The 24702-nt window shown below is 72.3% G+C and carries 23 protein-coding genes; 7 read left to right on the top strand and 16 right to left on the bottom strand.

Features of this window, described 5'->3' with window-relative positions; all coding sequences use genetic code 11:
- Positions 1-3: 3 nt before the first annotated feature.
- The 7 genes from ACQ9ZG_RS01290 to yhfZ all read right to left on the bottom strand — a co-directional run bounded on the left by ACQ9ZG_RS01290 (position 4) and on the right by yhfZ (position 6515).
- Entirely contained in the window at positions 4-1167 is a 1164-nt protein-coding gene (locus ACQ9ZG_RS01290) for an alanine racemase (protein ID WP_109915178.1), read from the bottom strand.
- A gap of 1 nt (position 1168) precedes the next feature.
- A complete protein-coding gene (locus tag ACQ9ZG_RS01285; protein ID WP_109915179.1) occupies positions 1169-2287 on the bottom strand; it encodes an aminotransferase class V-fold PLP-dependent enzyme in 1119 nt (372 codons plus the stop codon).
- A gap of 1 nt (position 2288) precedes the next feature.
- Entirely contained in the window at positions 2289-3245 is a 957-nt protein-coding gene (locus ACQ9ZG_RS01280; RefSeq protein WP_109915180.1) for a phosphotriesterase family protein, read from the bottom strand.
- A gap of 41 nt (positions 3246-3286) precedes the next feature.
- A complete protein-coding gene (locus ACQ9ZG_RS01275) occupies positions 3287-4621 on the bottom strand; it encodes a YhfT family protein (RefSeq protein ID WP_109915181.1) in 1335 nt (444 codons plus the stop codon).
- A gap of 41 nt (positions 4622-4662) precedes the next feature.
- Positions 4663-5019 (bottom strand): DUF2620 domain-containing protein, encoded by a 357-nt coding sequence (locus tag ACQ9ZG_RS01270; protein ID WP_028417206.1) that lies wholly within the window; start codon positions 5017-5019, stop codon positions 4663-4665.
- 63 nt (positions 5020-5082) lie between these two features.
- A complete protein-coding gene (locus tag ACQ9ZG_RS01265; protein WP_109915182.1) occupies positions 5083-5469 on the bottom strand; it encodes a PRD domain-containing protein in 387 nt (128 codons plus the stop codon).
- Between the two features lie 107 nt (positions 5470-5576).
- Complete coding sequence (gene yhfZ / locus ACQ9ZG_RS01260) at positions 5577-6515, bottom strand: GntR family transcriptional regulator YhfZ (protein ID WP_028417204.1); 939 nt, start codon at positions 6513-6515, stop codon at positions 5577-5579.
- 259 nt (positions 6516-6774) lie between these two features.
- Between yhfZ and ACQ9ZG_RS01255 the strand changes: the two genes are divergently transcribed.
- The 5 genes from ACQ9ZG_RS01255 (at position 6775) to ACQ9ZG_RS01235 (ending at position 12029) form a co-directional block, all read left to right on the top strand.
- Positions 6775-8388, top strand: a complete 1614-nt coding sequence (locus tag ACQ9ZG_RS01255; RefSeq protein WP_499279675.1) for a prenyltransferase/squalene oxidase repeat-containing protein — start codon at positions 6775-6777, stop codon at positions 8386-8388.
- Positions 8385-9095 (top strand): polyprenyl diphosphate synthase, encoded by a 711-nt coding sequence (gene uppS, locus ACQ9ZG_RS01250; RefSeq protein WP_109914021.1) that lies wholly within the window; start codon positions 8385-8387, stop codon positions 9093-9095. The genes ACQ9ZG_RS01255 and uppS overlap by 4 nt, the downstream gene beginning before the upstream one ends.
- Positions 9092-10102: a terpene synthase family protein gene (locus tag ACQ9ZG_RS01245; RefSeq protein WP_499279673.1), complete on the top strand. Its 1011-nt coding sequence runs from the start codon at positions 9092-9094 to the stop codon at positions 10100-10102. Before uppS ends, ACQ9ZG_RS01245 begins: the two co-directional genes overlap by 4 nt.
- 5 nt (positions 10103-10107) lie before the next feature.
- Entirely contained in the window at positions 10108-11493 is a 1386-nt protein-coding gene (locus tag ACQ9ZG_RS01240) for a protoporphyrinogen/coproporphyrinogen oxidase (protein WP_181398186.1), read from the top strand.
- Between the two features lie 227 nt (positions 11494-11720).
- Positions 11721-12029 (top strand): hypothetical protein, encoded by a 309-nt coding sequence (locus ACQ9ZG_RS01235; RefSeq protein ID WP_258312104.1) that lies wholly within the window; start codon positions 11721-11723, stop codon positions 12027-12029.
- Positions 12030-12246: 217 nt separating this feature from the next.
- Here ACQ9ZG_RS01235 and ACQ9ZG_RS01230 read toward each other — a convergent pair whose 3' ends face one another.
- From ACQ9ZG_RS01230 to kdgD, 7 genes are all read right to left on the bottom strand, one after another.
- Positions 12247-12705: a RidA family protein gene (locus ACQ9ZG_RS01230; protein WP_109915018.1), complete on the bottom strand. Its 459-nt coding sequence runs from the start codon at positions 12703-12705 to the stop codon at positions 12247-12249.
- Positions 12706-12766: 61 nt separating this feature from the next.
- Complete coding sequence (locus tag ACQ9ZG_RS01225; protein WP_109915017.1) at positions 12767-14416, bottom strand: M24 family metallopeptidase; 1650 nt, start codon at positions 14414-14416, stop codon at positions 12767-12769.
- A gap of 48 nt (positions 14417-14464) precedes the next feature.
- Complete coding sequence (locus ACQ9ZG_RS01220; RefSeq protein ID WP_018491250.1) at positions 14465-15244, bottom strand: ABC transporter ATP-binding protein; 780 nt, start codon at positions 15242-15244, stop codon at positions 14465-14467.
- Positions 15245-15263: 19 nt separating this feature from the next.
- Positions 15264-16289, bottom strand: a complete 1026-nt coding sequence (locus ACQ9ZG_RS01215; protein WP_258312103.1) for an ABC transporter substrate-binding protein — start codon at positions 16287-16289, stop codon at positions 15264-15266.
- A gap of 21 nt (positions 16290-16310) precedes the next feature.
- Positions 16311-17168, bottom strand: coding sequence for an ABC transporter permease (locus ACQ9ZG_RS01210; protein ID WP_109915015.1), 858 nt, complete (start codon positions 17166-17168; stop codon positions 16311-16313).
- 237 nt (positions 17169-17405) lie between these two features.
- Positions 17406-19022 (bottom strand): aldehyde dehydrogenase (NADP(+)), encoded by a 1617-nt coding sequence (locus ACQ9ZG_RS01205; protein WP_499279671.1) that lies wholly within the window; start codon positions 19020-19022, stop codon positions 17406-17408.
- Positions 19023-19055: 33 nt separating this feature from the next.
- Positions 19056-19976 carry a 5-dehydro-4-deoxyglucarate dehydratase gene (gene kdgD / locus ACQ9ZG_RS01200; RefSeq protein WP_028417197.1) on the bottom strand — a complete coding sequence of 307 codons (921 nt, stop codon included), beginning with the start codon at positions 19974-19976 and terminating at the stop codon, positions 19056-19058.
- A 110-nt stretch (positions 19977-20086) separates the two neighbouring features.
- Between kdgD and ACQ9ZG_RS01195 the strand changes: the two genes are divergently transcribed.
- On the top strand, positions 20087-20989 hold the full coding sequence (locus ACQ9ZG_RS01195) for a LysR family transcriptional regulator (RefSeq protein WP_109916658.1): 903 nt from the start codon (positions 20087-20089) through the stop codon (positions 20987-20989).
- Positions 20990-21319: 330 nt separating this feature from the next.
- Here ACQ9ZG_RS01195 and ACQ9ZG_RS01190 read toward each other — a convergent pair whose 3' ends face one another.
- Positions 21320-22714, bottom strand: a complete 1395-nt coding sequence (locus ACQ9ZG_RS01190) for an NAD(P)-binding domain-containing protein (RefSeq protein WP_499279670.1) — start codon at positions 22712-22714, stop codon at positions 21320-21322.
- A gap of 163 nt (positions 22715-22877) precedes the next feature.
- Complete coding sequence (gene arsB / locus ACQ9ZG_RS01185) at positions 22878-23996, bottom strand: ACR3 family arsenite efflux transporter (protein ID WP_109915606.1); 1119 nt, start codon at positions 23994-23996, stop codon at positions 22878-22880.
- A gap of 89 nt (positions 23997-24085) precedes the next feature.
- On the opposite strand from arsB, the gene ACQ9ZG_RS01180 reads away from it, so the two are divergent.
- A complete protein-coding gene (locus tag ACQ9ZG_RS01180; protein ID WP_109915607.1) occupies positions 24086-24511 on the top strand; it encodes an arsenate reductase ArsC in 426 nt (141 codons plus the stop codon).
- Positions 24512-24702: the final 191 nt, after the last annotated feature.

Here is a 24702-nt window from a genome sequence, read left to right as displayed (position 1 = left end):
TCCTTACAGGGCCCGGCCCTGGGCGTCGTAGAGGCCGTTCAGCCGGGGTGCGCCGGAGGACAGGCCCGATACGACGGCGACGGTCGAGCGGGTGACGAAGATCTGGGTGCGGAAGGCGAGCAGCGCGGTGTCCCCGACACGGACGTCCGTGGCGTCGGAGGGCGCGTCCAGCAGGCGGTAGTAGTCGATGTTCCGGGCGGGCGCGTCCTGGACACCGAGTCGGGCGCCGGTCCGGGGGAGGAGGGCGCCGCGGATGTGGGAGCGCGCGTAGAAACCGCCGCCGAAGAGGGCGGGGCGGCCGTCGTCGAGGGTGTGGGCCACCTCCGTGACGTAGACGTACGCGGGCTTCTCGGGCTGCGTCGGATCGAGGGCGTGCAGGGGAGTGGTGCCGGTGAGGGCATGGCCCGGTTCGCCGTGGGTGGCCCCCCGTTCGGCGAGGAGCGGGAGGGAGGCGGCCGACGTGGCGCTGGGGGCGCTGAGTTCGAGACCGTGGTGGCCACGGGCGGCGAGCACCTCGCGGGCCTTGAGCGCCAGATCGAAGGTGGGGGTGGTGGCGGGGCGGCCGGTGGCGGGGTCGCACAGCACGCAGGGGAAGGCGGTCACCCCTGCGATCCGGAGCGGGCCCAGGGCTTCGGCGGCCTCCGCGAAGACGTCGAGGCGGTCCAGCGGGACGCCGCCCTCCTGGCCGGGGTAGACGGTGCCGTCGGCGCCCTCGATCCGGATCAGCACGTCCTGCACCCGGCCCGCCGCACGGGCGGCCTCCGCCACGGCGCGTGCGTTGGCCAGGTCGAAGACCGTCACGCGTTCGGGGCGCAGGGCGAGGATCCCGGGCAGCGCGCGGCGCGGGATCTGGCTGAGATGGCCGACGTTGCCGAGGAGCGCCCCGGAGGCGTGCAGGGCCCGTGCCTCGGTGACGTCGATCGCGGCCGCGCGGGGGATGTGCCGGGCGACCGCCCGGATGAGCTCGGGGTTGCGCCCCAGCTGCTTCACGACGAACCAGAGCCCGACGCCGAGGCGGTCGGCCGCCCCGGCCAGCAGCGCCGCGTTCTCCTCGACGGCATCGAGGTCCATGACATAGGTGTCCGGCGGGATGTGCCCCCTCTCGTGGAGATCGGCCGCCGCTTCGGCGAGTCCGGGGTTGCGGTGGAGCACGGTGTCCAGGAACACGTCAGCGGCCCTTCGGTTCGTTCAGAGCGGCGAGCGAGCGGCGCAGGATGTCGATGACGAGATCCGCGCCTGCCCGCATCGGGTTGATGCGTACGGTCCAGTCCGCCAGTTCCGGGGCGTCGTCCAGGGAGGAGCTGGACATCCGGTAGAAGAGCGGGGCGATCTCGTAGCGGGAGTTGGAGCCGACCGGGTAGGGCGCGGCACCGAACTCCGCCGCGGCGGCGGGGAGCCGCGCGGCGACCGGCCGGTCGAGGCGGACCAGCAGACAGCGGTCCTGCGCGTTGGCGATCCGCACCTCCGCGACCCCGTCCACCTCCCCGGCGGCCAGCCGTCCGGCCACCTCGGCACCCACCCGGGACTGCACGGCCCACATCACGGGGACGTGGGTGAGCGCGCGCAGCGCGTCGAGCGCCTGGTGGCCCTGGACCTGCCCGCCGCCGGAGTAGTTGTCGTGCCGGACCCGGGCGATCAGCTCCCCGGCTCCGACGACGGCGCCGACGCCCTCCGGCCCGTGCAGCTTGAACAGGGAGAAGCACGAGGCGTCCGCGCCGAGTTCGACCCCGGCCGCCGGAGTGCGCAGGACCGCGTAGTTGTCGTCGACGACCGTGCGCACCCCGGCCGCCCGGCAGGCGGTGATCACCTCGCCCGGGTCGTAGGAGTCGCCCAGCCGCTGGCGGCTGTGCTGGATCACGGCCCAGCGGAACCGGCCGGAGGCGAGCGCCGTACGCAGGGCCCCGAGGTCATTGAGGTCCACTTCCACGGTCCGCACGCCGAGACCGCGCAGGGTGACGGCGGTGGTGCGGTAGACCGGGGCCCGGTGGATCAGCAGTTCCTCGCCGGGGCGGACGGCCGCGGTGAGAGCGGCCCGGATCGCGCCCGTGCCCGCCCCCTGGACGAGGGCCGCGTCCTCGGCGCCGAAGAAGTCCGCGAGCACCGCCTCGACGCGCGCGGTGGTGCGCGGCCGGCCGGGCCCGGGGACCACACCGGCGTCTGCCGTGAGGAGCTGTTCGCCCTCGAAGTGCGCGGCGGTGGCCTCCAGCAGCCGGAACTGCCGGGCGACCGCCTCCTCCAGGGGGACCGTCGCCAGCGGAAAGGTCTCGGGCAGTACGGGGGGTTCCACGTCAGTTCTCCTCCACGTTCGCGCCGGTCAGGAAGCGCAGGGGATTGCGCCGGGTCAGCAGGTCGACGAGGTCGTCGTCCGCGCCCGCCGCCCGGAGCCGGGGCAGGAACTCCTCGAAGAGGTGCCCGTAGCCCTGCCCTCCCTCGGCGCGCAGATAGCCGTGGCGTGAGATGTCGCAGCTGAGCAGGGCCCGGTCCGCGTGGCCCGCCTCCACCAGGGCCGTCAGCAGCCGCAACCGGGTGCGGTCGCTCTGGTAGGACTCCTTGCCGACGGTGTCGAAGGCGACGTACGCCCCGCGTGCGGCCAGCTCCCGGTGCACCCCGGGGTCGTCCAGCAGGTCCTGGTGGCCGATGCAGATCCGCTCGGCGGACAGCCCCTCGCCGGTGAGCAGCTCCAGCTGGGCCGTCCCGCCCCGGCCCAGCTGGGCGTGGGTGGCCAGCGGGAGCCCGGTGGCCAGGGCGGCCCGGCCGGCGGCCAGCAGCACCTTCGTCTCGGAGGGCGTCGGTACGTCCCCGTGGCTGCCGATCTCGCCGAGGACACCCGGGCGGATGCCGGTGGCCCCGACGCCGTCCTCGATCTCGCGGACCAGGACGGCGGTGAGCTGTTCCACGTCGGCGGTGTCGATCTCCGGGGTGTGGAACGGCTCGTAGTACCAGCCGGTCGCGGCGACGACGGGCACGCCCGCCTCCCGGGAGAGGCGCGCCAGCGCGGTGACATCGCGGCCCATGCCCCGGCACGTCAGCTCGACGACCAGGGAGAGCCCGAAACGCCTTCGCAGCTCGTCCAGTTCACCGGTCACGGCCGCCCCGTGGCGTTCCGGAGCGAGGACGGCCGCCCCGTCCCCGGCCCAGTCGAGGTCGAGGACGAGGTGTTCGTGGGGGAGGACCGGGCCGCGTACCGCCTCGGGGTCGAGACTGCCGGTCACCGTACGCAGGGTGCGCGGTGGGGGGTGGTTCATGACGGTTCCTTCTCCGGTACGTGCGGGTGCCGGTGGTGGTGTCAGCCCTGGACCGGGGTGAACAGGTCGAGCCAGTACAGGAGGTTGAGGAGGATCCCTCCGACGATCACCGCCGCCGGGGCCGCCGCCATCCTCACGACGGGCCGTCCCATCGCCTCGTTGAACAGGTAGAGCCCGCCCACGACGAGGATGCCGAGCCCGCCGCCCATCGCGTTCGCCGCCATCAGCGAACCGAAGAGGATCGCCAGCTGGAGGGTGTCGGTGATGGCGCTGCGCAGGTGCTCCGAGGAGTCCCGCACACTGGGCAGCTTGCCCAGCACCTTCCCGATCCAGGAGAGGGCGAGCACCTCCACCGCGAAGACGAGCGCGCCGACGACCGCCGCGATGAAGGGGTTCGGCAGCAGGTAGCCGATCGGGTACACCAGCGTGAAACCGGCGATCCCGTACGCGCCCGAGGCGAGCGCGGTCGTGGCGATCAGCGGCACGAACCCGAACACCCGGTAGAAGTCGACCTGGGCCGCCTCCGCGTACTGCCCCTTGGCGATCAGGAAGCTCGTGGCCTCGCCGCCGCCGAACACATGCATCTGGGCAAGGACGCAGACTCCGGCACCGAGCACCATGAACAGCGGCAGATGGCGGCGCAGCCGGGCCGCGCTGGCACTGAACAGCGACGCCATCGGATCGTCCGCCGCCACCTCCTCGACCACCCCCCGCGTCCGGTCCTCCCGGCGCCGGCGGAGGTCCTTGGCGACCGCGAGGCCGATGAGCATCAGGACGCCGACGGCCATGGCCAGCGCCCCGGCGAACATGTTCGGCCACAGCTTCATCGTCAGGACGACGAGAGCCAGCTCGATCACGCCCGCCGCCGCGCCCCACGCCCGGCCGAACTGCTTGGTGATGGCGAGCACCGGGAACAGCGTGAAGAGGAAGAGGATCGGCGTGGACATCTGCTGCATCGCCGTCAGGAAGTCGACGGGCAGGTCGTGCGCGACGTTGTTGGCGCCGTTGAGACCGAAGACGACCACCGCGCCCCAGGCCCCGCCGAGGAGGGGCGCGAGCCACTTCCTCGGCGCCAGCATGCCGAGGATGTCGGTGGGCAGGAAGAGCAGCCAGGGGTTGAGCACCCCGGTGGACAGGGCCATCGGCGCGCCGAGTCCGAAGATGAACCCGGCGGAGAGGCCGAAGGAGACGGCCGTCGTCGCACTACGGGTGGTCCGCCCCTGGATGAAGTCCAGCAGGAAGGGGCGTACGCCGTCGTTGAAGACGGCCAGGGCCATGTGCGCGATGAAGGCGGTCAGCGCACAGAGGGCTATGACGGTCAGCTGCTGGGCGAGCGTGAAGTCGAAGCCGCTGCCCGCGGCGAGTGTGGTGCTCACGAGTCACTCCTTGGCGCCCGGTACGGCGATCGGACGCCGGGTCAGCCGCGCGCCGCGATGGCGCGCGCCATGAGGGGGGCGATGGTGTCGATCTGGTCCATCGAGAAGCCGAAGACCTTCTTGCCCTCGGCCAGCAGGGTGTCGATCTCCGCCGCGTCCGGGACGCTGCGGCCGAAGGTGTGGCAGGCCGCGCTGCCCATGAGCCCGACGAGGACCCCGAGCGAGGCGCCGGCCCCGGTGTGGCAGGTGCCGAGGTAGTAGTCGGCCTGGCCGGCCCGGAGCTTCATCGCGGCGTCGATGTCGCTGGAGGCGGTCACGTCGAGCGCGTCGAGCCCGAGGGCGCCGATGGTCCGGGTGACCTCGACCTTGCCGATACCGCCGGTGAGGATCTTCGTCATTGCTGTCCTGCTCTCTGTGTCGTTCGGTGCCGGGACGGCTGGGTGCGCGGTCGCCCGCGACGCTCAGGGGGCGGGCGGGACGGACGGCCGCCGCGCCAGGACGGCCAGGTGCAGGCCGAGGAAGTTGATCTCGGATTCGGGGAGTGCGGTCCCGAGCTCCCGCTCGGCCCGCGCGGAGACCGCCCGGGCCCGGGCCAGGGCCTCCGGATGACCGGCCAGCTCGGCGGCGACCTGGTCGTCGGTGGAGAACTCCTCGATGGGCTCGCCGCGCAGGAGGCGGCCGAGGGCCATCGTGAGATGGCTGGTGAGCATGCCGGCCGTGGCCTCGGTGACCGTATGCCCCTCGGCCTCCAGCGCGGCGAGTTCGGCGGCCACGAAGTCGGTGACCTCGGGGGTGGCCTGGCCGCCTTCGCGGAAGAGCCGGAGCCGCAGGGCGAGTTGTTCGTCCATGAGGATCCTCCTAATAACCAATAACCAGGATTCTGTATTTTCAGGCCGCACAGTGTTCCGGGTGCGGTGTGCCGCCTGCGAGCGGAGCCGGGGCGGCCGGTGTTCCGTCAGTAGGAGGGGGTGCGTTCGCCCATCAGCACCTCGCTCTGCATCCGGGTCACGATCGACAGGTCGAGCGCCTCGCGCACCGCGCCGAGCGCCTTGGCCCCGTCCTTGCGGCCGATCACCGCCGCGCTGGAGTTGCGCAGGGCCAGCTCGCGGGTGACCTCGTCGCCCAGCGGGAGGACGTCGACCCCGACGCCCAGCCGCTCCCGCGCCTCGTCCAGGTTCCAGACGGTGGCGTCCACCTCGTGACGGGCGAAGAGGTCGTGCAGCTGCATGTACGACACCTCCCGCCACTCGATGTCCCGCCGGCCGGCGAACACGCGCTCCACCAGCATGCGCAGGTCCTCCGACGTGTGGTCGACCGCCACGCGCAGCCCCGGACCGTCCAGGTCGACACCGTGCCGGACCAGCATGCCGTGCGCGCCGACGTAGGTGGCGGGGCCGAGGTCCGCCACCAGCTCCACCGGGTGCTCGGCGATCAGCTGGTCCGCGGCGAACCGCGAGAGCACCACCAGATCCACCTTGCCCTCCAGCAGCGCGGCGGTCCGGGCCCCGGCCCCGCGCATGAAGGTGACGGCGAACGGCGCCCCGGCCTGCTCGAACGCTCCGCGCAGGCCGGTGGCCAGCCCCTCGTAGCGGCGGGAGTACGGCAGGGGCATCGCCGCGAGCAGCGTGCCGAGCCCGGACAGCCGCCACAGGACCGTGCGGTCCGAGTCGAGGAGGAACGTGCCCAGGTGCCCCCGGGCGGTCGTGGTGATCGCCCCGGCCTCCTCCAGCAGCTGGAGCGCGGCCTGGACCGTCCCGTTGCCGCATCCCAGTTCCTCGGCGAAGTCCCGGACGCGGGGCAGTCGGGTGTCCGGCTCGTGGTTCAGGAGCAGGACGGCCAGCTGCCGGGCGGCGAGGCCGTTGCGGGTGAGGAAGCGGGAGTCGAGGTCGTCCACACCGTGCACAGTAAACAGGATTCTGGATACTGACAAGGGCTGTCGGCGGGAGGAAGGCGCGGGCGGATCCGTGGGGTCCTCGTCCGGCCCGTCCCCGGCGGCCGGGTGGCCTTGTGCGCGTCGCCTGCCTGCCGTAGGGGGAACACCTGTCTGGCGATGCGCACGTTCGAGTGCTGTCGGGCCGCTGCACCTTTCCGTTTTCTCCGCTGATCGTTCTTTCCGGAGAACGGGGTCGGGCGGGAGCGGGAGGAGCGGGGCGATGCGGACGAGGGACACCGGAGGGGATCTCTGGCCGGCGGAGCTGTTCCCTGCCCGGCTGGAGCGGACCGGGCGCCGGTTGGTCTCCGCCCTGGCGGCCCGGGTCGGCGCGGACGGTGCGGTGCGCGAGCCGTGCCGCAGCCGCGTCCTGGAGTCTGCGCTCGCGGCCGCCCTGCTGGAGCGTACGGGCGCCTCCCCGGGCCGCCCGCCGTCCGGTGCCGCCCCGGACGCCGGCGCCGCCGTGCGCGGGTTCCTCCGCTCCCGGACGGCTGCCGGTGCGGTCGAGGGGGTGGAAGGCGCGCTGGCCGGCGCGGTGCTGGACCGGCGTGCCCTCGTCCCGGCCGACCTGGGCCTCGATCAGGTGACCGGTACGGCACCGGACTTCACCGCCGTACGCAAACGGGCACTGGTGCACGCGTTCGCGGCGGCCGTCGACGAAAGGTTCCTCCCCTGCTGGGACGAGGCCGCGTTCTCCCCGGCCGGGCTGCACAGCTGGGCCGCGGTGCAGGTGACGGCGAGCAAGGTGATCCTCGCCAAGGCCACCGGGAACACCGCCCGGATCAGCGACGAGGACGTACGGCTGCTGCTGGACACCCAGGGGCGGCCGCACCTGTGGGAGGGCAACGTCCTCATCCACCTCTCCGTACTCCACGCCCTCTCCGGTCTGCCCGGCACCGGGCGGATCGTCCAGGAGGGGATCCGGCGGGCCCTCGCCCACCAACGGCCGGACGGCGGACTGCCGTTCGTCACGGACACCGACACCTGGTGCACCGCCACGGCCGGGGTCGCCCTGGCGGCCTCCGGGGCCCCGCGGGAGGTGCTGGACCGGATCGCGGCCCACCTGGTGGAGCGGCAACTGCCGGGCGGCGGCTGGTCCTACACCGATCTCTCGTGCCAGGCGGATGTCGACGACACCTCCGTCGCCGTGCAGTTCCTCCACTCCCTGGACCCCGTCCGCTTCCAGGAACCCGTCACCCGGGGGATCGGCTCGATGCTCTCGGTGGCGGCGCCGGACGGCGGGTTCCCCACCTATGTGGCCGGCGCGCCCTCCGAAGCCTCCATGACCGCCGCCGTCGTGGACGCGCTCACCGTCCGGCCGCAGGACCACACCGGCCGTATCCGGGCGGGGCTGTCCTACCTCGCGGCCCGGCAGCGGGCCGACGGCTCGTTCCCGCCCGACTGGAGCAGCAGCCGGCTCCACACCGTCTTCCGGGTGCTGCTCGCCGCCACCCGGAACGGCGGGGAGCAGCCCGCCGAGGTGCACCGGACGGCCCGGCGGAGCATGCGCCTGGTGCTCGCCCGGCAGAACGGCGACGGCGGCTGGGGGCGGCAGGAGGGGGAGGCCAGCGATGTGATCAGCACGGCGTACGGGCTGATCGCCGTGTGCGGCCAGGACGACCCGGGGCCCGCGATCGCCGCGTCCTCGTTCCTGGTCGAGGCCGAGCACGACGGCCGCGTCCGGGGCGCCCGCTCCGACTCGATCGGCCCGCGCCCCTTCGTCTTCACGGTCCCCGTGCTCGCGGACGTCTTCACCGTCCTGGCACTCGGGCACCTCGCGCGCCGGACCACCCCGGCGCCGGACGTCTCCGGACGGCAGCTGGCAGGTGTCCGTTGAGCCGCCCGCCCCACGGCGATCCGTCGGCCGGGGCCGTCCCCCGGCACCTGGGGATCGTGCCGGACGGCAACCGGCGCTGGGCCCGCCACCGCGGAGTCCCCGCACGCTACGGCTACCGGCGGGGAGCCGACCGGACGGTCGAGGTGCTGCGCTGGTGCGAGGAGGCGGGGATGGAGACGGTCACCGTCTGGGCGCTCTCCCAGGCCAACGCCGCCAAGCGGCAGGAACTGCCCGTACTGCTGGAGGGGATCACCGCCCTCGTGGACGGCGTCACGGCCGAGGGAGGGTGGGACGTCAACGTCCTCGGCTCACCGGAGCAGTTGGACACCCTCGGACTGACCGGCCTCTCCGGCCGGGCCCGGGACGCCGCCGGAACCGGCCGCGGCGCCGGGCTGCGGGTCAACCTGGCGGTCGCGTACGACGGGCACGAGGAGATCGTGGCCGCCGCTCACGCCGTGATCGCGGAAGGCGGGGTCGAGGCCCTGGACAGCGCGGCGGTCGGCCGCCGCCTGGAGCGCTGGGGCCAGCCCGGCTGCGACCTGATCCTGCGGACCTCCGGTGAACAGCGCCTGTCCGGCTTCCTGCTGTGGCAGAGCCTCGCCGCCGAGCTGTACTTCACCCCCGAGCACTGGCCGGACTTCGACCGCGCGGCCTTCGACGCCATGCTCGCCTCGTTCGCCGGCCGCGAGCGCAGGTTCGGCGCATGACGGCCGACGGGGAGAGCGTGGACAGGACGGACGGCGGTACGGACACCCCGTACGCGCTGGCCGCCTACGCCCACCGCCACCTCCTGCGGCTCGCCCCGGAGGCCGGCGACCACCCGGCCGCCGGGGAGCTGGAGACGGACGTACGGGACTGGGCCGGGGGCCACGGCCTGGGCGCCCCCGGCGACAGCGGGCTGGAGCGCCGCAGGATCGGCCGGCTGGTCGGCCGGTGCATGCCCGGGGCGCCCTTCGGGGTGGCCCGGCTCACCGCCCGCCACCTCGCCTGGGTGTTCCACTTCGACGACACCGTCGCCGAACACCCTGACCGGCTCGCCGCGCACCGGGAGTGGGACCCGCCCGGTGTCCTGCTCTCCGGCCGACTCCCCGCCGAGGCCACCGCCTGCACCCACCTGGCCTCCCTGGTCTCCCTGCGCGCGGACATCGTGGCGGCGGGCGGCGCGGAGCTGCTGCCGCTCCTGGCCGAGGGGCTGCGGCGGTACATCGAGGAGTGCGCGCGGGAGGCACCCTGGCGGGCCACGGGAAATCCCCCGGGACTGGCCGACTATCTGGCGAGGCGCGTCCACACCTCGGGCGGCCACCCGATGTACCTGCATCTGCTGGCCCCCGGCATGCCGGAGGGAACGGCTCCGCTGCCCGCGCCGCTCCTGGGCGTGGCCGAACTCGCCTTCCTGATCGGCGGGCTCGCCAACGACCTGCTCGGCCACGCCGCCGAACAGCAGCAGGGCGACCCGGTCAACGCCGTCACCGTCCTCGCGCACGAGTACGGGCTGACGCCGCCGGAGGCGTACCGGGCCACGGTCGTCCTGCACGCCGCGCACCAGCACCGCTTCGACGCCCTGTGCGCCGGGCTGCTGGCCGACACCGCTCTCTCCGGGCCCCGAAAGCGTTTCGTACGAGCCGTCATGGGCTGGGTGGCGGGCAGCGCCGCGGCCGTCGAGCCCTACTGGCACCACCTGCTCGCCACCCGACCGAACCGAGGAACAGGCTGACCACCGTGGAGACCCACCACCCCTTCACCACCGCCGCGCCCCCCACCGCGATCGTCGTCGGAGCCGGGATCGCCGGGCTCACCGCCGCCTGGCGGCTGCGCCGGGCAGGCCTGCGGGTCCGCGTCCTGGAACGCGAGCCGGCGGCCGGCGGCCGCATGCGGACCGTGGACCACGAAGGCTTCCGCGTCGAGCTCGGCGCCAGCATCCTCGGCCGCAACTACACCGGCATGCTGCGCCTCATCGAGGAGCTGGGCCTGGCCCAGCAGTTCGGCCCCTCCAGCACCCTGTGCGGATTCGACCGCGACAACACCGTCCACCGCCTGCGGACGGATTCCCGGAGCGACCTCCTCCGCACCCGGCTGATCGGTCCCCGCACCAAGGCGGCGATGTTCCGCGCGCTCCCCAGCTTCCTGGCCCACCGCAGATGCCTGGACTGGGACACCATGGACCGGAACACCTACCTCGACGCCCTCAGCGCCTCCCAGTACGCCCGGCGGCACCTCACCCAGGAGGCGATCGACCACCTCTGCGAGCCGCTCTTCGGCGGCGGGATCGTCCTGGCCTCACCGGACCGCATGGCCGCCGCCGACATGCTCTTCTACACGGCGAAACTCCTCGTCCCGCACTTCAACAGCCCGCAGGGCGTCGGGCTGCTCACCCGCACCCTGGCGGACCGCCTCGACGTGGAGCTGAACACCCGGGTCACCGCTGTGCGCCGACGCGACGACGGCTTCTCCGTCACCTGGCGCGACGGGGACGGGAGAGAGCACACGGACCGTTCCGACGCCGTGGTCGTCGCCCTCCCGGCCCCGCAGGTGCCGGGCATCCTGCCCGAGCTGGCTCCTCCGGACCGGGAATACCTCTCCGCACTGCCCTACTCCCGGGCCCTGATCGTCTCCCTCGGCCTCGAACGCCCCCCGCGGGAGAAGGCCTTCGCCCTCTTCCTCGCCCGCCGGACGCACCCCGCCCTGGTCGGTATCGAACTGCACCACAACAAGATCCCCGGAAGGGTGGACGACGGCCGCGGGCTCCTCACCCTCCACCCCCGGGAGGAGTTCACCGACCGCTGGTGGGACGCCGACGACGCCACCGTCACCGAAGAGGCCCTCACCGCTGCCTCCGCCGTCTTTCCGGGCCTCCGCGACACCTTCCTGACCAGTCACGTCAGCCGCCAGGACCCCGCCCTGGTCGTCCGCCCGCCCGGGGGCTACGCCGACCTGCGCGCCTTCAACGCCCGCCGCCGCAGCGCGGAACCCCGTCTCCAGCTCGCGGGAGACTACTTCGGCCCCTCCAGCACCTACGGCGCCCTGCGCTCGGGCGAAGAGGCGGCCGCCCGCATCCTCACCAGCCTCACCCGCACACACCCGAGCCCACGGCTGCGCGTGCCGTGACCGCCCCTCGGGTGCGGCCTGCCCGCTCGGGGTGACGGTTGACGCCGGGTTTCGTTGGGCGGACGACTGCCTCTGCTGCTGAACGGAGTTCCTGTGTCCCCCTCGCACGGAGCAGGCGCACGCCACCGTGCTCCCCGCACCGGACACCACGACCCGCCGCTGCGAAAGGGTGAGGCAGGGTCGGGTTTTCCCTCTTCAGGTCGAATCGGGTGGGTGAAATGCGCACGATGCCATCGGCTGAAATGGTCAGCCTGATCTCGTTCCTCGCCGTTCTGCTGGTCTTCTTCAGTATCGATGTGCGGTCGCGGGATTCCGGTGCCCCGGGCCCCTGGCACACGCGCCTTTTCGCGTGGGCCTCACGCATCGGAGGAATCTCCACCGCCCTGGCGCTGACCCTCGGCTGGGTGGATCTCTTCCTCCCGGACGAGAACGGCCTGATCCACGTCGCCTTCGTGGCCGTGCCCGGATCCATCGCGGTGACGTGTGCGATCGTGCTGGGGCTGGAGATGCTCTGGCAACGGTGGGACGCGCCGTGACTCCCGGAGAAGGCCGCTGCGGCCGACGGCGGAACTGCTCTCCGGCGGTGAGAGGTCTGCGCCGGGGCCTGACCAGGCTGTTCCGCCCGAGACATCTCGCCGGGTGATCTCCGGAACGGGTGAGGGCCCGCACCCTCGTGGTGCGGACCCTCACCGTGTGTGAAAGGCGGAGCGCCGGTGCCGTACGGCGTGGGAAACCGGTGGGCCCGGTGTGCGGTCAGCCGCGGACGGCGATCGTGGCGTCCAGTTCGACGAGTGCGCCCTGGGGCAGGACCTGGGTCGGGAGGGCGGTGCGGGCGTGCCGGCCGTGGTCGCCCAGGACGTCGATCAGCAGCTGCGAGGCACCGTCGATCACCGTCGGCTGGTCCACGAAGTCCGGTGCGCTCGCCGCCCAGGCGTTGAGCTTCAGAACGCGGGCCCGGTCCAGCCCGATCGCCTCCTCCACCCGGGCCAGGAGGTTCAGTGCGGCGGTGCGTGCGGCGAGCACCCCGTCGGCCACGGTCGAGTCCTCTCCCAGCCGGCCCCGGAGCACCTCGCCGGACGCGGACCGGGAGATCTGGCCGGAGACGTACAGGAGCCCGCCCCAGCACGTCGTCGCCTCGTAGGCGTACCGCGGCGGCCCGAGGACGGGCAGCTCGATCGAGAGCGCCTCCAGCCGTTTCCGGACGGTGGTCATGAGTTCTCCTTCCTCGGTGCACCGCCTGCACGGCGAGCGTGCCGTGCGGGCCTGACGAACCTCATCGCCTGCTCAGGACGTAGGTGCGGTCCCGGCCGATGTACCAGAGGTCCTCCGTGCCGATCGCCACGTTCCCGTAACGCCACGGGATCTCCGCGGCACCGTACGAACCGATCCGGAGCACGTGCTTGTAGCCGGGCCGCAGCTCGTTGGCGAAGGACTCCTGCTTGCCCATCAGATGGCCCACGTTGCGCTTGCGGTACTCGGTGTTGAAGTCGACGTCCGTGCCGAGCATGCCGATGGCGACCATCCGCTCCAGGTGCGGGGCGAGGTAGCGCAGGGTCCCCTCGTGGACGTCCTCGCAGACGGCACCGGGACGGATCTGTCCGATGATCCCTTCGCGCACCACGTCGAAGAAGAAGCGGTACGCCTCCTTCGCCGCATCGGTGCGGGGCAGCGAGCGGGCCATGTCGGAGGTGGCCACGTCGACCCCGTCGAAGACGATCCGTACGCCCGCGTCCAACTGCACGCAGGTCGTCTCGTGGTCGACCGGGTGGTCGACCGGAGGGCCGGGGAAGAGCATGCGGTTGGAGGAGTGCAGGTTGGTGAAGTACGGCTCGATACCGAAGGGGATCGCGTGGGCCGTACGGAACTCGGCGATCTTGTCGAGGTAGACCGCGTCGATGTCCAGTTCGCTGAAGGAGCGCCCGGCGTCGAGCCCCTCCTCCGCCCAGGAGAGCGCCTCCTCGATGGCGAAGACGCTCGCGCGGGCGGCCACCACCTGGAAGGCCAGGTCCTCGTGGTCGCGGATGTCCCGCCAGTGGGCCAGAGCCGCCGTGACCGGGACGAGTTCCGCTCCCTCGCGGGTGAGTTCGCGGGCCAGGCCGACGCTGATCCACTCCTCCTCGACCCCCGTACGTGCGCCGGATGCCAGGGCCCGGACGGCCGCGCCCACGGAGGGGAATTCACCGGCGGAAGCGCCCGGCAGGGCGTCGGAGCCCTCGGGAACCAGTACCACCAGCCGTTCCGGACCGCTGAGCCACAGGGCCACCGCTCCGTCCGGCCGGGCGCGTCCGGTCGCCTCCGTGAAGTTGGGCGTCGCCGCGAGCAGCACGGCGTCCAGGGACCGTTCGGCGGCGAGCTTCTGCAGCTCCGCGAAGCGGCTGTCCTTCCGCGAGGTGAACTCCTCGGCCAGGCCCGAGAGATGCGGGACGTCCGCTATGAGCCGGCTCGCGGTCCGCACGCCGGTCTCGCGCCAGGCGGCGAAGGTGGCCAGGACATCGGCCGGGTCGACCTCGTAGGCGGTCACCGGGGTCGGGTCCTGGTCGGAGACGACGAGCTCGACGGAACCGGAGAGCGCGAGCTGATGGGCGTAGACGACGTCGGCGGCGAGGGTGACCGGGCCGCCGCCGGCGAGTTCGTCCACCAGGTGGGTCAGGGACTCGGCGGCGGGGGTGTCGGCGATGATGCGCGGGTCGATCGTGACCCAGGGAGCGTAGAAGCGCATCCGGTCCTTCGGTACCCCGGCGGACAGGGCGTTCCCCTGTTCCTGCTGCCGTACGAGCAGGAGGTGCTCCGTCCCGGTCCGGGCGATCAGCGGGGCCACGAACGGGTAGGAGTCGAGGCGGATCGCGGAGAACAGGAGGCTCTTGCGCGCGTCGAGCCCGAACTCCTCCCGTACCTGCGTGACGTCAGCGGTGATGTGCAGCATGGTGCTCCTTCGACGGCGGTTCACGGTCGTGGGTGCGTGACTGAGTGGTCAGCTGATGCCGGCCACGACACCGATGTGCGATTCGATCTCGGTGGTGTAGGCGGAGAACTCCGGGGAGTACCGGTGCTCCTTGCCCCGGGGGCGCGGCAGGTCGATGGTGACGTCGGCGATGATCCGGCCGGGGCGGTCGCCGACGACGACCACGCGATCCCCGAGCCAGACGGCCTCCGGGATGCTGTGGGTCACGAAGAGGACGCTGCACCCGGTGTTCTGCCAGATGCGCTGGATCTCGAAGTTCATCGAGTCCCGGGTCATGGCGTCGAGCGCCCCGAAGGGCTCGTCCATGAGCAGCAGCTTGGGGTGGGAGACGAGCGCCCGGCAGATGGCCACGCGCTGCTGCATCCCGCCGCTGAGCTCGTAGGAGTAGTTCCTGGCCTTTCCGCCCAGCCCCACCATGTCCAGCAGCTCCATGGCATAGGCGCGCGCCTCGTCGGTCCGGGCACCGCGGAACTCCAGGGGGAGGAGTACGTTGTCGAGGTTGTTGCGCCAGGGCAGGAGCACGGGGCTCTGGAACACCATCGCGATGTCCTCGATCCCCTCCTGGATCGGCCGGCCCTGGACGAGGATCTCCCCCTCGGTCGGCTCCTGGAGGCCGGAGACCGTCTTGAGCAGCGTGGTCTTGCCACTGCCCGACTGCCCCACGATCGACACGAACCGGCCGGGTTCGACATGGAAGTCGAGCCCTTTGAGAACGGTGTTCTCCTGGCCCCTTCGCGACCGGTAGGTCTTCCCGACGTTGTTGACCGAGATGGCGTATTCGTTGTTCATGTGACTCCCCATCCGGCCGTCACGGGGCCTGGATAGTCTCGTTGGATCCCAGTGGCTCGAGGTAGGAGTTGCTGTACACGTCCTCGGGGGAGAGGCTGCTGCCCTCGGGGAGGCCGAGGAACTCACGGGCGGTGTCGATGGCCCGGAGGACTCCGGCGTCGTCCATGACGCCGTACCGGTCCGCGGCCTCGCCCTTGCCCCAGTTGAGGCCGCACTGTGCGCCGATGGCGAGGGTGATCGTGCGCGTCTCGTATCCGGAGACCTCCGTCTTGAAGTCCTCGGCCGCCTTCTCCGGGTTCTGGCAGGCCCAGAGGAACCCCTTCTGCATGGCCCGGTTGAATCTCCGGACCTGGTCGGGGTCGTTCCTGAGCTTCTCGTCGGAGACGACGATGCCGTTGCCGTAGAGGTCGATGCCGAGGTCGGACCACTTCAGGACGGTGGCCTTGCGTCCGAGGGCGTCGATGGCCGGTTCGTCGGAGACGTGCAGCGCGAGATTGGCGTCCCACTGCCTGGCCAGCAGGCCGGGGATCTTCGAGGCGCTGGACGCGGGAATGACGTCCACGTCGCTCTCGTCGAAGCCCAGTCTGTTCAGGGCGAGCGGCCACATGGCGGTCATCGCGCCGCCGCCCTCGGTGGCGACGGCCCTGCCCCGCAGATCCTCCCAGTCCTTGATCCCGGAGTCCGCGAGGGCGACGACCGCGTAGGCGGACCTGGCCTGGAGCAGATTCACCTGCTTGACCTTCGCGCCCCTGCCCTGGCTCGTGACGGTGGCGCCGAAGTCGGCCCAGCCCGCGTCGATCCGGCCGGTGACCACCGAGGTGACCGTATTGGTCGAACCCGAACCCGGCATGACCGTGAGGTCGATGCCCTCCGCCTTGAAGAAGCCGCGTTCGACGGCCGAGATGAACGGCGCGTGTTTGGGGAGGTACCCCACGTCGAGCATCAGGGTCATGGAGTTCTTCCCGCCCCCGCCCACGCATCCGGACAGGCCGACCATCATCGCCGCGCCCGCGAGCGCGACGGCCCCGCGCGTTGTCCTACGCATTTCCAGCCTCCGATCCCGGGGTCACTTGGCGTGGTTCTTCCACGGGGCCAGCTTTCGGCCCGCGTAGTCGACGACGAAGAACAGGGTCAGGGCGATGGCGGCGAGGACGATGAAGGCCGCGAACATCGACGGCAGGTCCACCTGGCTGTTGGCGAGGAGGATGACGTACCCGAGCCCCTTCGAGCCGGCGATGAACTCGCCGACGACCGCCCCGCCCACCGCGAGGGAGATGGAGATCTTCGCCCCGGAGAAGATGGAGGGGATCGCGTAGACGAAGTCGATCTTCACCATCTTCTTCCAGGCGGAGGCCCGGTTGATACGGGCGAGCTCCTGGAGCTCGTGCGGGACCGAACTCAGCCCGTCGAAGGTGTTGATCACCAGGGGGAAGAAGGCAATGGCCATGGCGACGAAGGCCTTCGACTCGAAGCCGAATCCGAACCACACGATGAACAGCGGCGCGAGCGCGACCTTGGGGATGGTGTCGATGGCGATGAGCGCCGGATAGAGGAAACTGCGCGCGGTGCTCGAATAGTGCAGAGTCGCACCGCACAGCACACCGAGTGCGGTGCCGAGCGCGAACCCGGCCAGTGCTTCCTGGAGTGTGACGAAGGTGTTCTCCGCGAAGTAGCCGGGGCGCTCGGCCAGCTCGGCGAAGGCGGAGAGCGGGCCGACGAAGAGATAGTCCGGCGGGTCGATGATCCGGACGAGCAGCTCCCACAGGACGAAGAGGCCGACGATCCCCGCGACCGCTTTGGCGGCGGCCACCCACGACTCACGGTGGAGGCCGGTGCTCGGCGCCTTCGCCTCGGTGGGTCCGGCCGGCGGAAGCGGCTGCTCGGCAGTGCGGCGGCCGGCGCTGCGCAGATCAGGAGTGGCCATGGAAGTACCTCCCACAGAGCGCGTCGCGCGGGAGCAGCGCCGCGAGGGCGGTCGGGGACGGAGCGGAACGGGGACGGGCGAGTGCCTGCGGCGGCCGGTCGGCCCGGTCGCCGTGGCCGTCGGGAAGCGGCGAAAGCGTGTGTGCGGTCATTGCGTCCTCACGACTCTGGAAGAAATGCGTTCGAAGGCGGTTCCGGGGCCCGGCCGGGGCGGCTCCCCGGCCGGGCCCGTACGGGCTCAGCGGTCGGCGGAGAGCGGAGCCCGCACGGGAGCCCCGTCGACCCGGCGCCATACACCGAGCGGGTTGCCGTCCCGCAGCTCGTCGGGCAGCAGGGCGTCGGGAACGTCCTGGTAGGCGACCGGGCGGAGGAACCGCTCGATGGCGAGGGTCCCCACGGACGTGCTGCGCGGGTCGGTCGTGGCCGGGAAGGGCCCGCCGTGCACCATCGCGTGGCCGACCTCCACCCCGGTGGGCCAGCCGTTGAAGAGCACCCGCCCGGCGATCTCCTCCAGGAGCGGCAGGAGCCTCCCGGCGAGCGGCAGATCGGCTTCGTCGGCGTGGACCGTGGCGGTGAGCTGCCCCTCCAGCACGCCCAGGACGGCCGTCAGCTCGTCGGGGTCCGCGCAGCGGACGATCAGCGACGTCGCGCCGAAGACCTCGGTCTGCAGCGCCGGGTCGCCGATGAAGCGCGTGCCGTCCACGGTGAGCAGCCGGGCCCGGCCACGGGCCACGCCGCCGTCCCCGCCGCCGTGCCCGGCCTCCTCGACGCCCTCCCGGCCGGCCACGGCGTCGCCGGAGGCGGCATAGTGGCGGGCGATGTCCGGGGTGAGCATCGTCGCCCCGGGATCGGCGGCGACGGCCTCGGCGGCGGCCGCGGTGAAGGCGTCCAGCCCGGGGCCCCCCACGGCGAGGACGAGCCCCGGGTTGGTGCAGAACTGCCCGGCCCCCAGGGTCAGCGATCCGGCGAAGGCGGCCCCCAGTTCCGCCCCCCGGGCCCGGAGCGCCCCGGGAAGGAGCAGTACCGGATTGATGCTGCTCATCTCCGCGTACACGGGGATCGGTACGGGCCGGGCGGCGGCGGCCGCCGCGATGGCCAGTCCGCCGGAACGGGAACCGGTGAAGCCCACGGCGCGCACCCGGGGGTCACCGACCAGTCCGGTGCCCAGCTCCTTGCCGCCGCCGACGAGCTGGGAGAAGACACCCTCGGGCATCCCGGTCTCGTCCACCGCCCGGCCCACGACACGGGCCACCAGCTCGGCCGTCCCGAGGTGGGCCTGGTGCGCCTTGACGATCACCGGGCAGCCGGCGGCCAGCGCCGAGGCGGTGTCGCCCCCGGCGGTGGAGAAGGCCAGCGGGAAGTTGCCGGCGCCGAAGACGACGACGGGGCCCACGGCTATGCGGCGCTGACGGATGTCGGCACGCCGCAGCGGCTGACGCTCCGGCCGGGCCGGATCGATCCGCGCCCCCTGCCACACACCTGCCCGCAACTCCGCGGCGAACAGGCGCAGCTGGCCACTGGTGCGCCCGACCTCGCCGGTGAGCCGGGGCCGGGGCAGCGCGGTCTCGACGTGGGCCCGCTCCACCAGCGCGTCCCGCTCCGCGTCGAGCAGGTCCGCGATGCGGTCGAGGAAGGCGGCACGGCGCTCCGGAGCCGTCGTCCGGTACGGGGCCGCGGCTTCCCGCGCCAGTTCGCAGGCCCGGTCGGCCTCGTGGACCGACGCGGCCGGGTAGCCGGGTTCGAGCGGCCGGCCGGTACGCGGGTCGACGGACCGGATCTCCCTCCCCGTACCGACGACGGGACGGGCGCCGATGACCATCGCGCCGGTGGGACCGGTCCCGGACGGAGTGGACATGGGTGGCTCCTTTCCTTGGTGTGGCGACACGTGTCAGGCCGCGCGGGAGGCTTCGATGACGCCGGCGAGCATTCCCCGCTCGGTGTCGTCCAGATCGGTCAGGGGCGGCCGTACCGGACCGGCGGGGTGTCCGGTCAGCTCCATACCGGCCTTGACGATGCTGACGGCGTACCCCGGCTTGCGGTCGCGGATCGCGGTGTAGGGGAGCACGACCCGGTCGAGCAGGTCCTGGACCTTCTCCCGGTCCCGCGCCAGGACCGCCCGGTAGAAGGTCAGGGCGAAGTCGGGGAGGAAGTTGAAGATGGCGGAACTGTAGGTCGTGGCGCCCAGCTCCAGGTAGGGCAGCGCGAACGTCTCGGCCGTCGGCAGGCCGCCGATGTACACCAGGCGGTCACCGAGCCGCGAGCGGATCTGGGTGATCCGCTCCAGGTCGCCGACCCCGTCCTTGAGGCCGATCAGGTTGGGGCAGGCGTCCGCGAGCGCGGCCACCGTGTCGGCGGTGTAGACGGCGTTGGCGCGGCTGTAGAGGACCACTCCGAGTGAAGTGGCCTCGCAGACCGCCCGCACATGGGCGGTCAGACCGTCCGCGGAGGCCTCGGTCAGGTACGGCGGGAAGAGCAGGACACCGTCGGCGCCCACTGCCTCTGCCTCGCGTGCCATGGCGACCGCCTGCGCGGTGCCGTGCCCGGCCGGAGCGAGGATCGGCGTGCCGGACGGGGCGCTCTCCACCGCGGCCCGCAGTACGGTGCCGACTTCCTGCGGGGTCAGGGAGAAGAACTCCCCGGTCCCGCCGGCGGCGAAGAGCGCGGCGACGTCATAGCGGCTCATGCGGGCGATGTTCTCCCGGTAGGCCGTCTCGTCGAACGCCAGGTCGGCGGTGAAGTGGGTGACGGGAAACGACAGCAGCCCGGAGCCGAGGCGTTCGGCGAGCTCGGTCGGGGTGTGGGTGGGCATGAACGTTTCCTTCCGGAGGACGTGCGGAGCAGCGATTTCGACGACCATAGGAACGAAACCGATGCAGGTCCAACACTTCTTACGCATCGACCGATGCGCATACTGGATCGATGTTCACCCTGAGTCAGCTGGAAAGCTTCATCGCCGTCGCCGAGACGCTTCATTACGGGCGGGCGGCGGAGCGGTTGTCGATGACCCAGCCGCCCCTGTCCCGCCGCATCCAGCTCCTGGAGCGCGAGCTGGGAGTCCACCTGTTCGACCGGAGCGGGCGGTCCGTCCGGCTCACCGCCGCGGGACAGGCGTTCCTCGGTGACGCCCGGCGCATCCTCGGCCTCACCGAGCAGGCGGCTCTGTCCGTACGCCGTACGCTGGCAGGCGAGATCGGGACCGTGGCGCTCGGCTTCACCGCCTCGGCGGCGCACTCGGTGCTCGACGGCATCGTCGGAGCCATCCACGCCGAGCTCCCCGGCGTCGGCCTGGTGCTGCGCGAACGGGTCTCCGGGGCACAACTGGAGGAACTGCGCTCCGGGGAGCTGGACCTCGCGCTCGTCCGTCCGCCGGTGCCCGGCACCGGCATCGCGTACCGCTCCCTGCACCGCGAGTCCCTTCTGCTCGCGACGCCCGCGGACCACCCGCTCGCCGCGCCGGACCGCGCACCCCACGTCCGTGACCTCGACGGAGAACCGTTCGTCATGTACTCGCCCGCCGAGGCGCGCTACTTCTACGAGGTCCTGGTCGGGGTCTTCCGCCAGGTGGAGATCGTGCCGCACTATGTCCATTACCTCAGCCAGGTGCACACGATCCTCGCGCTGGTACGCGCGGGCCTGGGGCTCGCCCTCGTGCCCCGGGCGGCCGAGACGCTCAAACTGGACGGCGTCGTGCTGCGCCCCCTGGCCGGTGTCGAGGGGGAGCCGGTCGAACTCGTCGCGGCCTGGAGGGCGGACGATGACAACCCCGCCCTGCACGCGGTCCGTGACCTGGTCACCGGCCTCGCCGACCGCGAGGCGCTCTGAGGAGGTACGGCGTCCGCGCGGAGCGAGAGGTTCCTCCGGAGCTTCGGCCCGGCGGCACCGGACCCCGCCGACACGTCCGGCACGGCAACCGTGCTGCGTGCGGGGCTTCTCCGCGCCTTCGGCAACCACACCTCGCCGGACGGACCGGGCGTACGCATCCGGCACGCCTATCTGGAGGCCGTCATCGCCCCCTAGGGGGGGCGGGCCCCTGACCGGTCCCGACCCCGGCCAGGGTTTCATCTGGCCGGGCGGTCGCGGCACGGTGACGAGGCGGAGGGCAGTGACAGCGAGGACGCGTCCGGGAGGGGAGGCCGAGGCAGCCCGGGACGGTCAGCCGCCGGCCGCCGAGGTCTGCGCGGAATCCGTGACGGGGCCGGGTGCCCGCGCGCTGAGCTGCACCACCTCCGGCTGGGGCGCGGTGCAGCAGCTCCCCGGGTCGGCCGGGGCCGCGTCCGGGTCGTCGAAGAGTCCGGCCCCGCCGCAGACCCCGGTCTCGGGGAGAGTCAGTTCCACGCGGTCGGCCGCCTCGATGTCACCCGCCAGGGCCGCGACGACGGAGCGGACCTGCTCGTAGCCGGTCATGGCGAGGAACGTCGGTGCGCGGCCGTAGGACTTCATGCCGACGAGATGGATCCCGGGCTCCGGGTGGGAGAGTTCGCGGTGGCCGTGGGGGTAGACGGTGCCGCAGGAGTGCTGGTTGGGGTCGATCAGCGGAGCCAGGGCGGCCGGGGCCTGGAGCCGTTCGTCCAGGCCGAGGCGGAGTTCGCCGAGGAAGCCGAGGTCGGGGCGGAAGCCGGTCAGAACGATCACCTCGTCGACCGGGTCCGAGCGGCGTCCGTCCTCGCCGACGAGCACGACGCGGCCGTCGGGGGCGCGCTCGATCGCCTCCGTACGGAACCCGGTGACCGCCTTCGCGTGGCCGTCGTCGACGGCGGCCTTCGCGGCCAGTCCCAGGGCGCCCCGCTCGGGGAGCTGGTCCGCCCCTCCGCCGCCGAAGGTGGAGCCCGAGATGGTCCGGCGCAGGATCCAGACGATCTCCGTGCCCCTGCCGTCGCCGGACTCGGCGAGCCGGGCCAGCTGGGCGAGCGCGGTGAAGGCGGAGGACCCGGAGCCGATGACGGCGGTGCGACGGCCCGCGTACCGGGCGCGGACGGCGGGGGAGCCGAGGTCGGGGACGCGGTGGACGATCCGGTCGGCGGCGGCCTTCTCGCCGAGGGCCGGCAGGCCGGAGGCGCCGGCCGGGCCCGGCGTGGCCCAGGTGCCGGAGGCGTCGATGACGGCGCGGGCCGTCACCCGCTCCTCGCGGCCGTCGGCGTGGGTCACGTGCACGACGAACGGCTGCCGGTCCCGGTCGGCGTCCACGATCCGGTCCCGCCCGGCGCGCGAGACGCCGGTGACCCGGGCGCCGAGGCGGACCCGGTCGCCCAGGACGTCGGCCAGGGGCTGGAGGTACCGCTCGGCCCAGTCCCCGCCCGAGGGGTACGCCGCCGGATCGGGCCGGGTCCAGCCGGTGGGGGCCAGGAGCTTCTCGGCGGCCGGGTCCAGGACCTCCGCCCAGGGCGAGAACAGGCGTACGTGCGCCCATTCCCGTACGGCGGATCCGGCGGCCGGTCCGGCTTCCAGGACGAGGGGGACGAGGCCGCGCCCGACGAGGTGGGCCGCGGCGGCGAGGCCGGTCGGACCCGCCCCGATCACGACGACCGGAAGGTGCGCGGTGGTGGTCATGGGGTGATGCCCTCCCAGGAGAGGCGGCAGATCCGGCCGCTGGTTCGATGTTCCTCTATGTATGCAGCCTGCCACTTGCTTAGAAGGTCGTCAACATAGATGGATGTCGAATTAGTGGTCGAAGAGTGCCTGTCGCCGCGGAACGGGCGCCCCTGGGGGTGCGTCAGCCGGTGTCGCCCGGTGCCGGGTGCGGCGCCGGCGCGAAGGTGGTGCGCAGCCGGAGGGCGACGTGGACCAGGCCGATCAGTACGGGCACCTCGATGAGCGGGCCGATGACCCCGGAGAGCGCTTGCCCCGAGGTGACGCCGAACGTCGCGATCGCCACGGCGATGGCCAGCTCGAAGTTGTTGCCGGCGGCGGTGAACGCGAGTGTCGTGGTGCGGTCGTACGGGAGGCCGAGGCCCTTGCCGAGGAAGAAGCTCCCGAAGAACATGAGGGTGAAGTAGAGCAGGAGGGGCAGGGCGATCCGTGCGACGGCGAGCGGCTCCGAGGTGATCGTCCTGCCCTGGAGCGCGAAGAGGACGACGATCGTGAACAGCAGTCCGTACAGCGCCCACGGCCCGATCCTGGGCAGGAGCCTCGCCTCGTACTCCGCCCGTCCCATGTTCCACTCGCCGATGAGGCGGGTCAGGAACCCCGCCAGCAGGGGGACGCCGAGGAACACGAGCACGTTCAGCGCGACGTGTCCGACGGGTACGTCCAGGCCCTGGCCGTCGCCCAGGTCCAGCCATCGGGGCAGCAGGTCCAGGTAGAGCCAGCCGAGCAGGCCGAACGCCACCACCTGGAAGAGGGAGTTGAGGGCGACCAGTACGGCCGCCGCCTCGCGGTCGCCGCAGGCCAGGTCGTTCCAGATCATCACCATGGCGATGCAGCGGGCCAGTCCGACGATGATCAGGCCGGTGCGGTACTCCGGCAGGTCCGGCAGGAAGATCCACGCGAGGGCGAACATCAACGCCGGGCCCGCCACCCAGTTGACGGCCAGTGAGGTGACCAGCAGGCGGCGGTCGCCGGTCACCCGGTCGAGCCGGTCGTAGCGGACCTTCGCCAGGACCGGGTACATCATGACCAGCAGGCCGAGCCCGATGGGCAGGGAGACGCCGCCGATCTCGGTCTTCGCGAGCGCGTCGCCCAGGCCGGGGACGAGTCGCCCCAGGCCCAGTCCGACGGCCATCGCGAGGAGGATCCACACCGCGAGGCAGCGGTCGAGCGTGGAGAGCTTCCGGGGTGACCGCCCGGCCCCGGAGGGGGCGGCGCTCGCATCAGGATCGACTGAGTTCAGCATGCGCTGATATTCTCACATCATCTTCTGCTGACACCAGTGAAGAGTGAACTGTCGCGGGCCGGTGGGCCGCGGCTCTGCAAGAGAGAACGATGATCGTGGCCGAGGTCTCCGGTAAGCCGTCCGTCCTGTTCGTCTGCGTCCACAACGCGGGCCGCTCCCAGATGGCCGCCGCCTGGCTCGCGCACCTCGCCGGGGGCCGGGTCGAGGTCCGCTCGGCGGGCTCGGACCCCGGGGGTGCCGTGCATCCCGCCGCCGTCGAGGTGATGGCCGAGGCCGGCATCGACATCTCCGCCGAGAGCCCCGAGGTCCTCACGGCTGACGCGGTCCGTGCGGCCGACGTCTGCGTGACGATGGGGTGCGGTGACGCCTGCCCCGTCTTCCCCGGAAAGCGCTATCTCGACTGGAAGGTCGACGACCCGTCCGGCCTGGGCCCGGAGGCCGTTCGCGTCATCCGTGACGAGATCAGGATCCTGGTCGAAGGTCTGCTCGAGGAGATCGCGCCTTACCAGTCCTGAGGGTGAACTTCAAGCGAACGGAATGTGAACAGCGTTACACCAATGGGTAGTTGATGATCCTTCCGGCCGCCTGTCGACCTGCTTAGACTCCCCTCAAATCAGAGGCGCTCCTTGGGGGAACCGCATGTCGCGTACGGCGCAGTCGTGTTCGGTCGTTGAGGGTCAGGGCGAGGCGGCACGGAGGAGGTCGG

It is taken from the genome of Streptomyces araujoniae (assembly GCF_050871195.1).
GTDB lineage: Bacteria > Actinomycetota > Actinomycetes > Streptomycetales > Streptomycetaceae > Streptomyces > Streptomyces bacillaris.
The sequence above is the reverse complement of the archived record's forward strand: the minus strand, read 5'-3'. Positions and strand labels throughout refer to the sequence as shown.

Excerpts from the sequence above, each read along its gene's own strand:
- ACQ9ZG_RS01225 (WP_109915017.1), bottom strand. The coding sequence starts at position 14,416 with ATGCTGCACATCACCGCTGACGTCACGCAGGTACGGGAGGAGTTCGGG.
- ACQ9ZG_RS01190 (WP_499279670.1), bottom strand. The coding sequence starts at position 22,714 with ATGACCACCACCGCGCACCTTCCGGTCGTCGTGATCGGGGCGGGTCCG.
- ACQ9ZG_RS01210 (WP_109915015.1), bottom strand. The coding sequence starts at position 17,168 with ATGGCCACTCCTGATCTGCGCAGCGCCGGCCGCCGCACTGCCGAGCAG.
- ACQ9ZG_RS01255 (WP_499279675.1), top strand. The coding sequence starts at position 6,775 with ATGCGGACGAGGGACACCGGAGGGGATCTCTGGCCGGCGGAGCTGTTC.
- arsB (WP_109915606.1), bottom strand. The coding sequence starts at position 23,996 with ATGCTGAACTCAGTCGATCCTGATGCGAGCGCCGCCCCCTCCGGGGCC.
- ACQ9ZG_RS01265 (WP_109915182.1), bottom strand. The coding sequence starts at position 5,469 with ATGGACGAACAACTCGCCCTGCGGCTCCGGCTCTTCCGCGAAGGCGGC.
- ACQ9ZG_RS01195 (WP_109916658.1), top strand. The coding sequence starts at position 20,087 with ATGTTCACCCTGAGTCAGCTGGAAAGCTTCATCGCCGTCGCCGAGACG.
- ACQ9ZG_RS01205 (WP_499279671.1), bottom strand. The coding sequence starts at position 19,022 with ATGTCCACTCCGTCCGGGACCGGTCCCACCGGCGCGATGGTCATCGGC.
- ACQ9ZG_RS01215 (WP_258312103.1), bottom strand. The coding sequence starts at position 16,289 with ATGCGTAGGACAACGCGCGGGGCCGTCGCGCTCGCGGGCGCGGCGATG.
- kdgD (WP_028417197.1), bottom strand. The coding sequence starts at position 19,976 with ATGCCCACCCACACCCCGACCGAGCTCGCCGAACGCCTCGGCTCCGGG.
- ACQ9ZG_RS01235 (WP_258312104.1), top strand. The coding sequence starts at position 11,721 with ATGCCATCGGCTGAAATGGTCAGCCTGATCTCGTTCCTCGCCGTTCTG.
- ACQ9ZG_RS01270 (WP_028417206.1), bottom strand. The coding sequence starts at position 5,019 with ATGACGAAGATCCTCACCGGCGGTATCGGCAAGGTCGAGGTCACCCGG.
- ACQ9ZG_RS01180 (WP_109915607.1), top strand. The coding sequence starts at position 24,086 with ATGATCGTGGCCGAGGTCTCCGGTAAGCCGTCCGTCCTGTTCGTCTGC.
- ACQ9ZG_RS01230 (WP_109915018.1), bottom strand. The coding sequence starts at position 12,705 with ATGACCACCGTCCGGAAACGGCTGGAGGCGCTCTCGATCGAGCTGCCC.
- ACQ9ZG_RS01220 (WP_018491250.1), bottom strand. The coding sequence starts at position 15,244 with ATGAACAACGAATACGCCATCTCGGTCAACAACGTCGGGAAGACCTAC.
- ACQ9ZG_RS01245 (WP_499279673.1), top strand. The coding sequence starts at position 9,092 with ATGACGGCCGACGGGGAGAGCGTGGACAGGACGGACGGCGGTACGGAC.
- ACQ9ZG_RS01280 (WP_109915180.1), bottom strand. The coding sequence starts at position 3,245 with ATGAACCACCCCCCACCGCGCACCCTGCGTACGGTGACCGGCAGTCTC.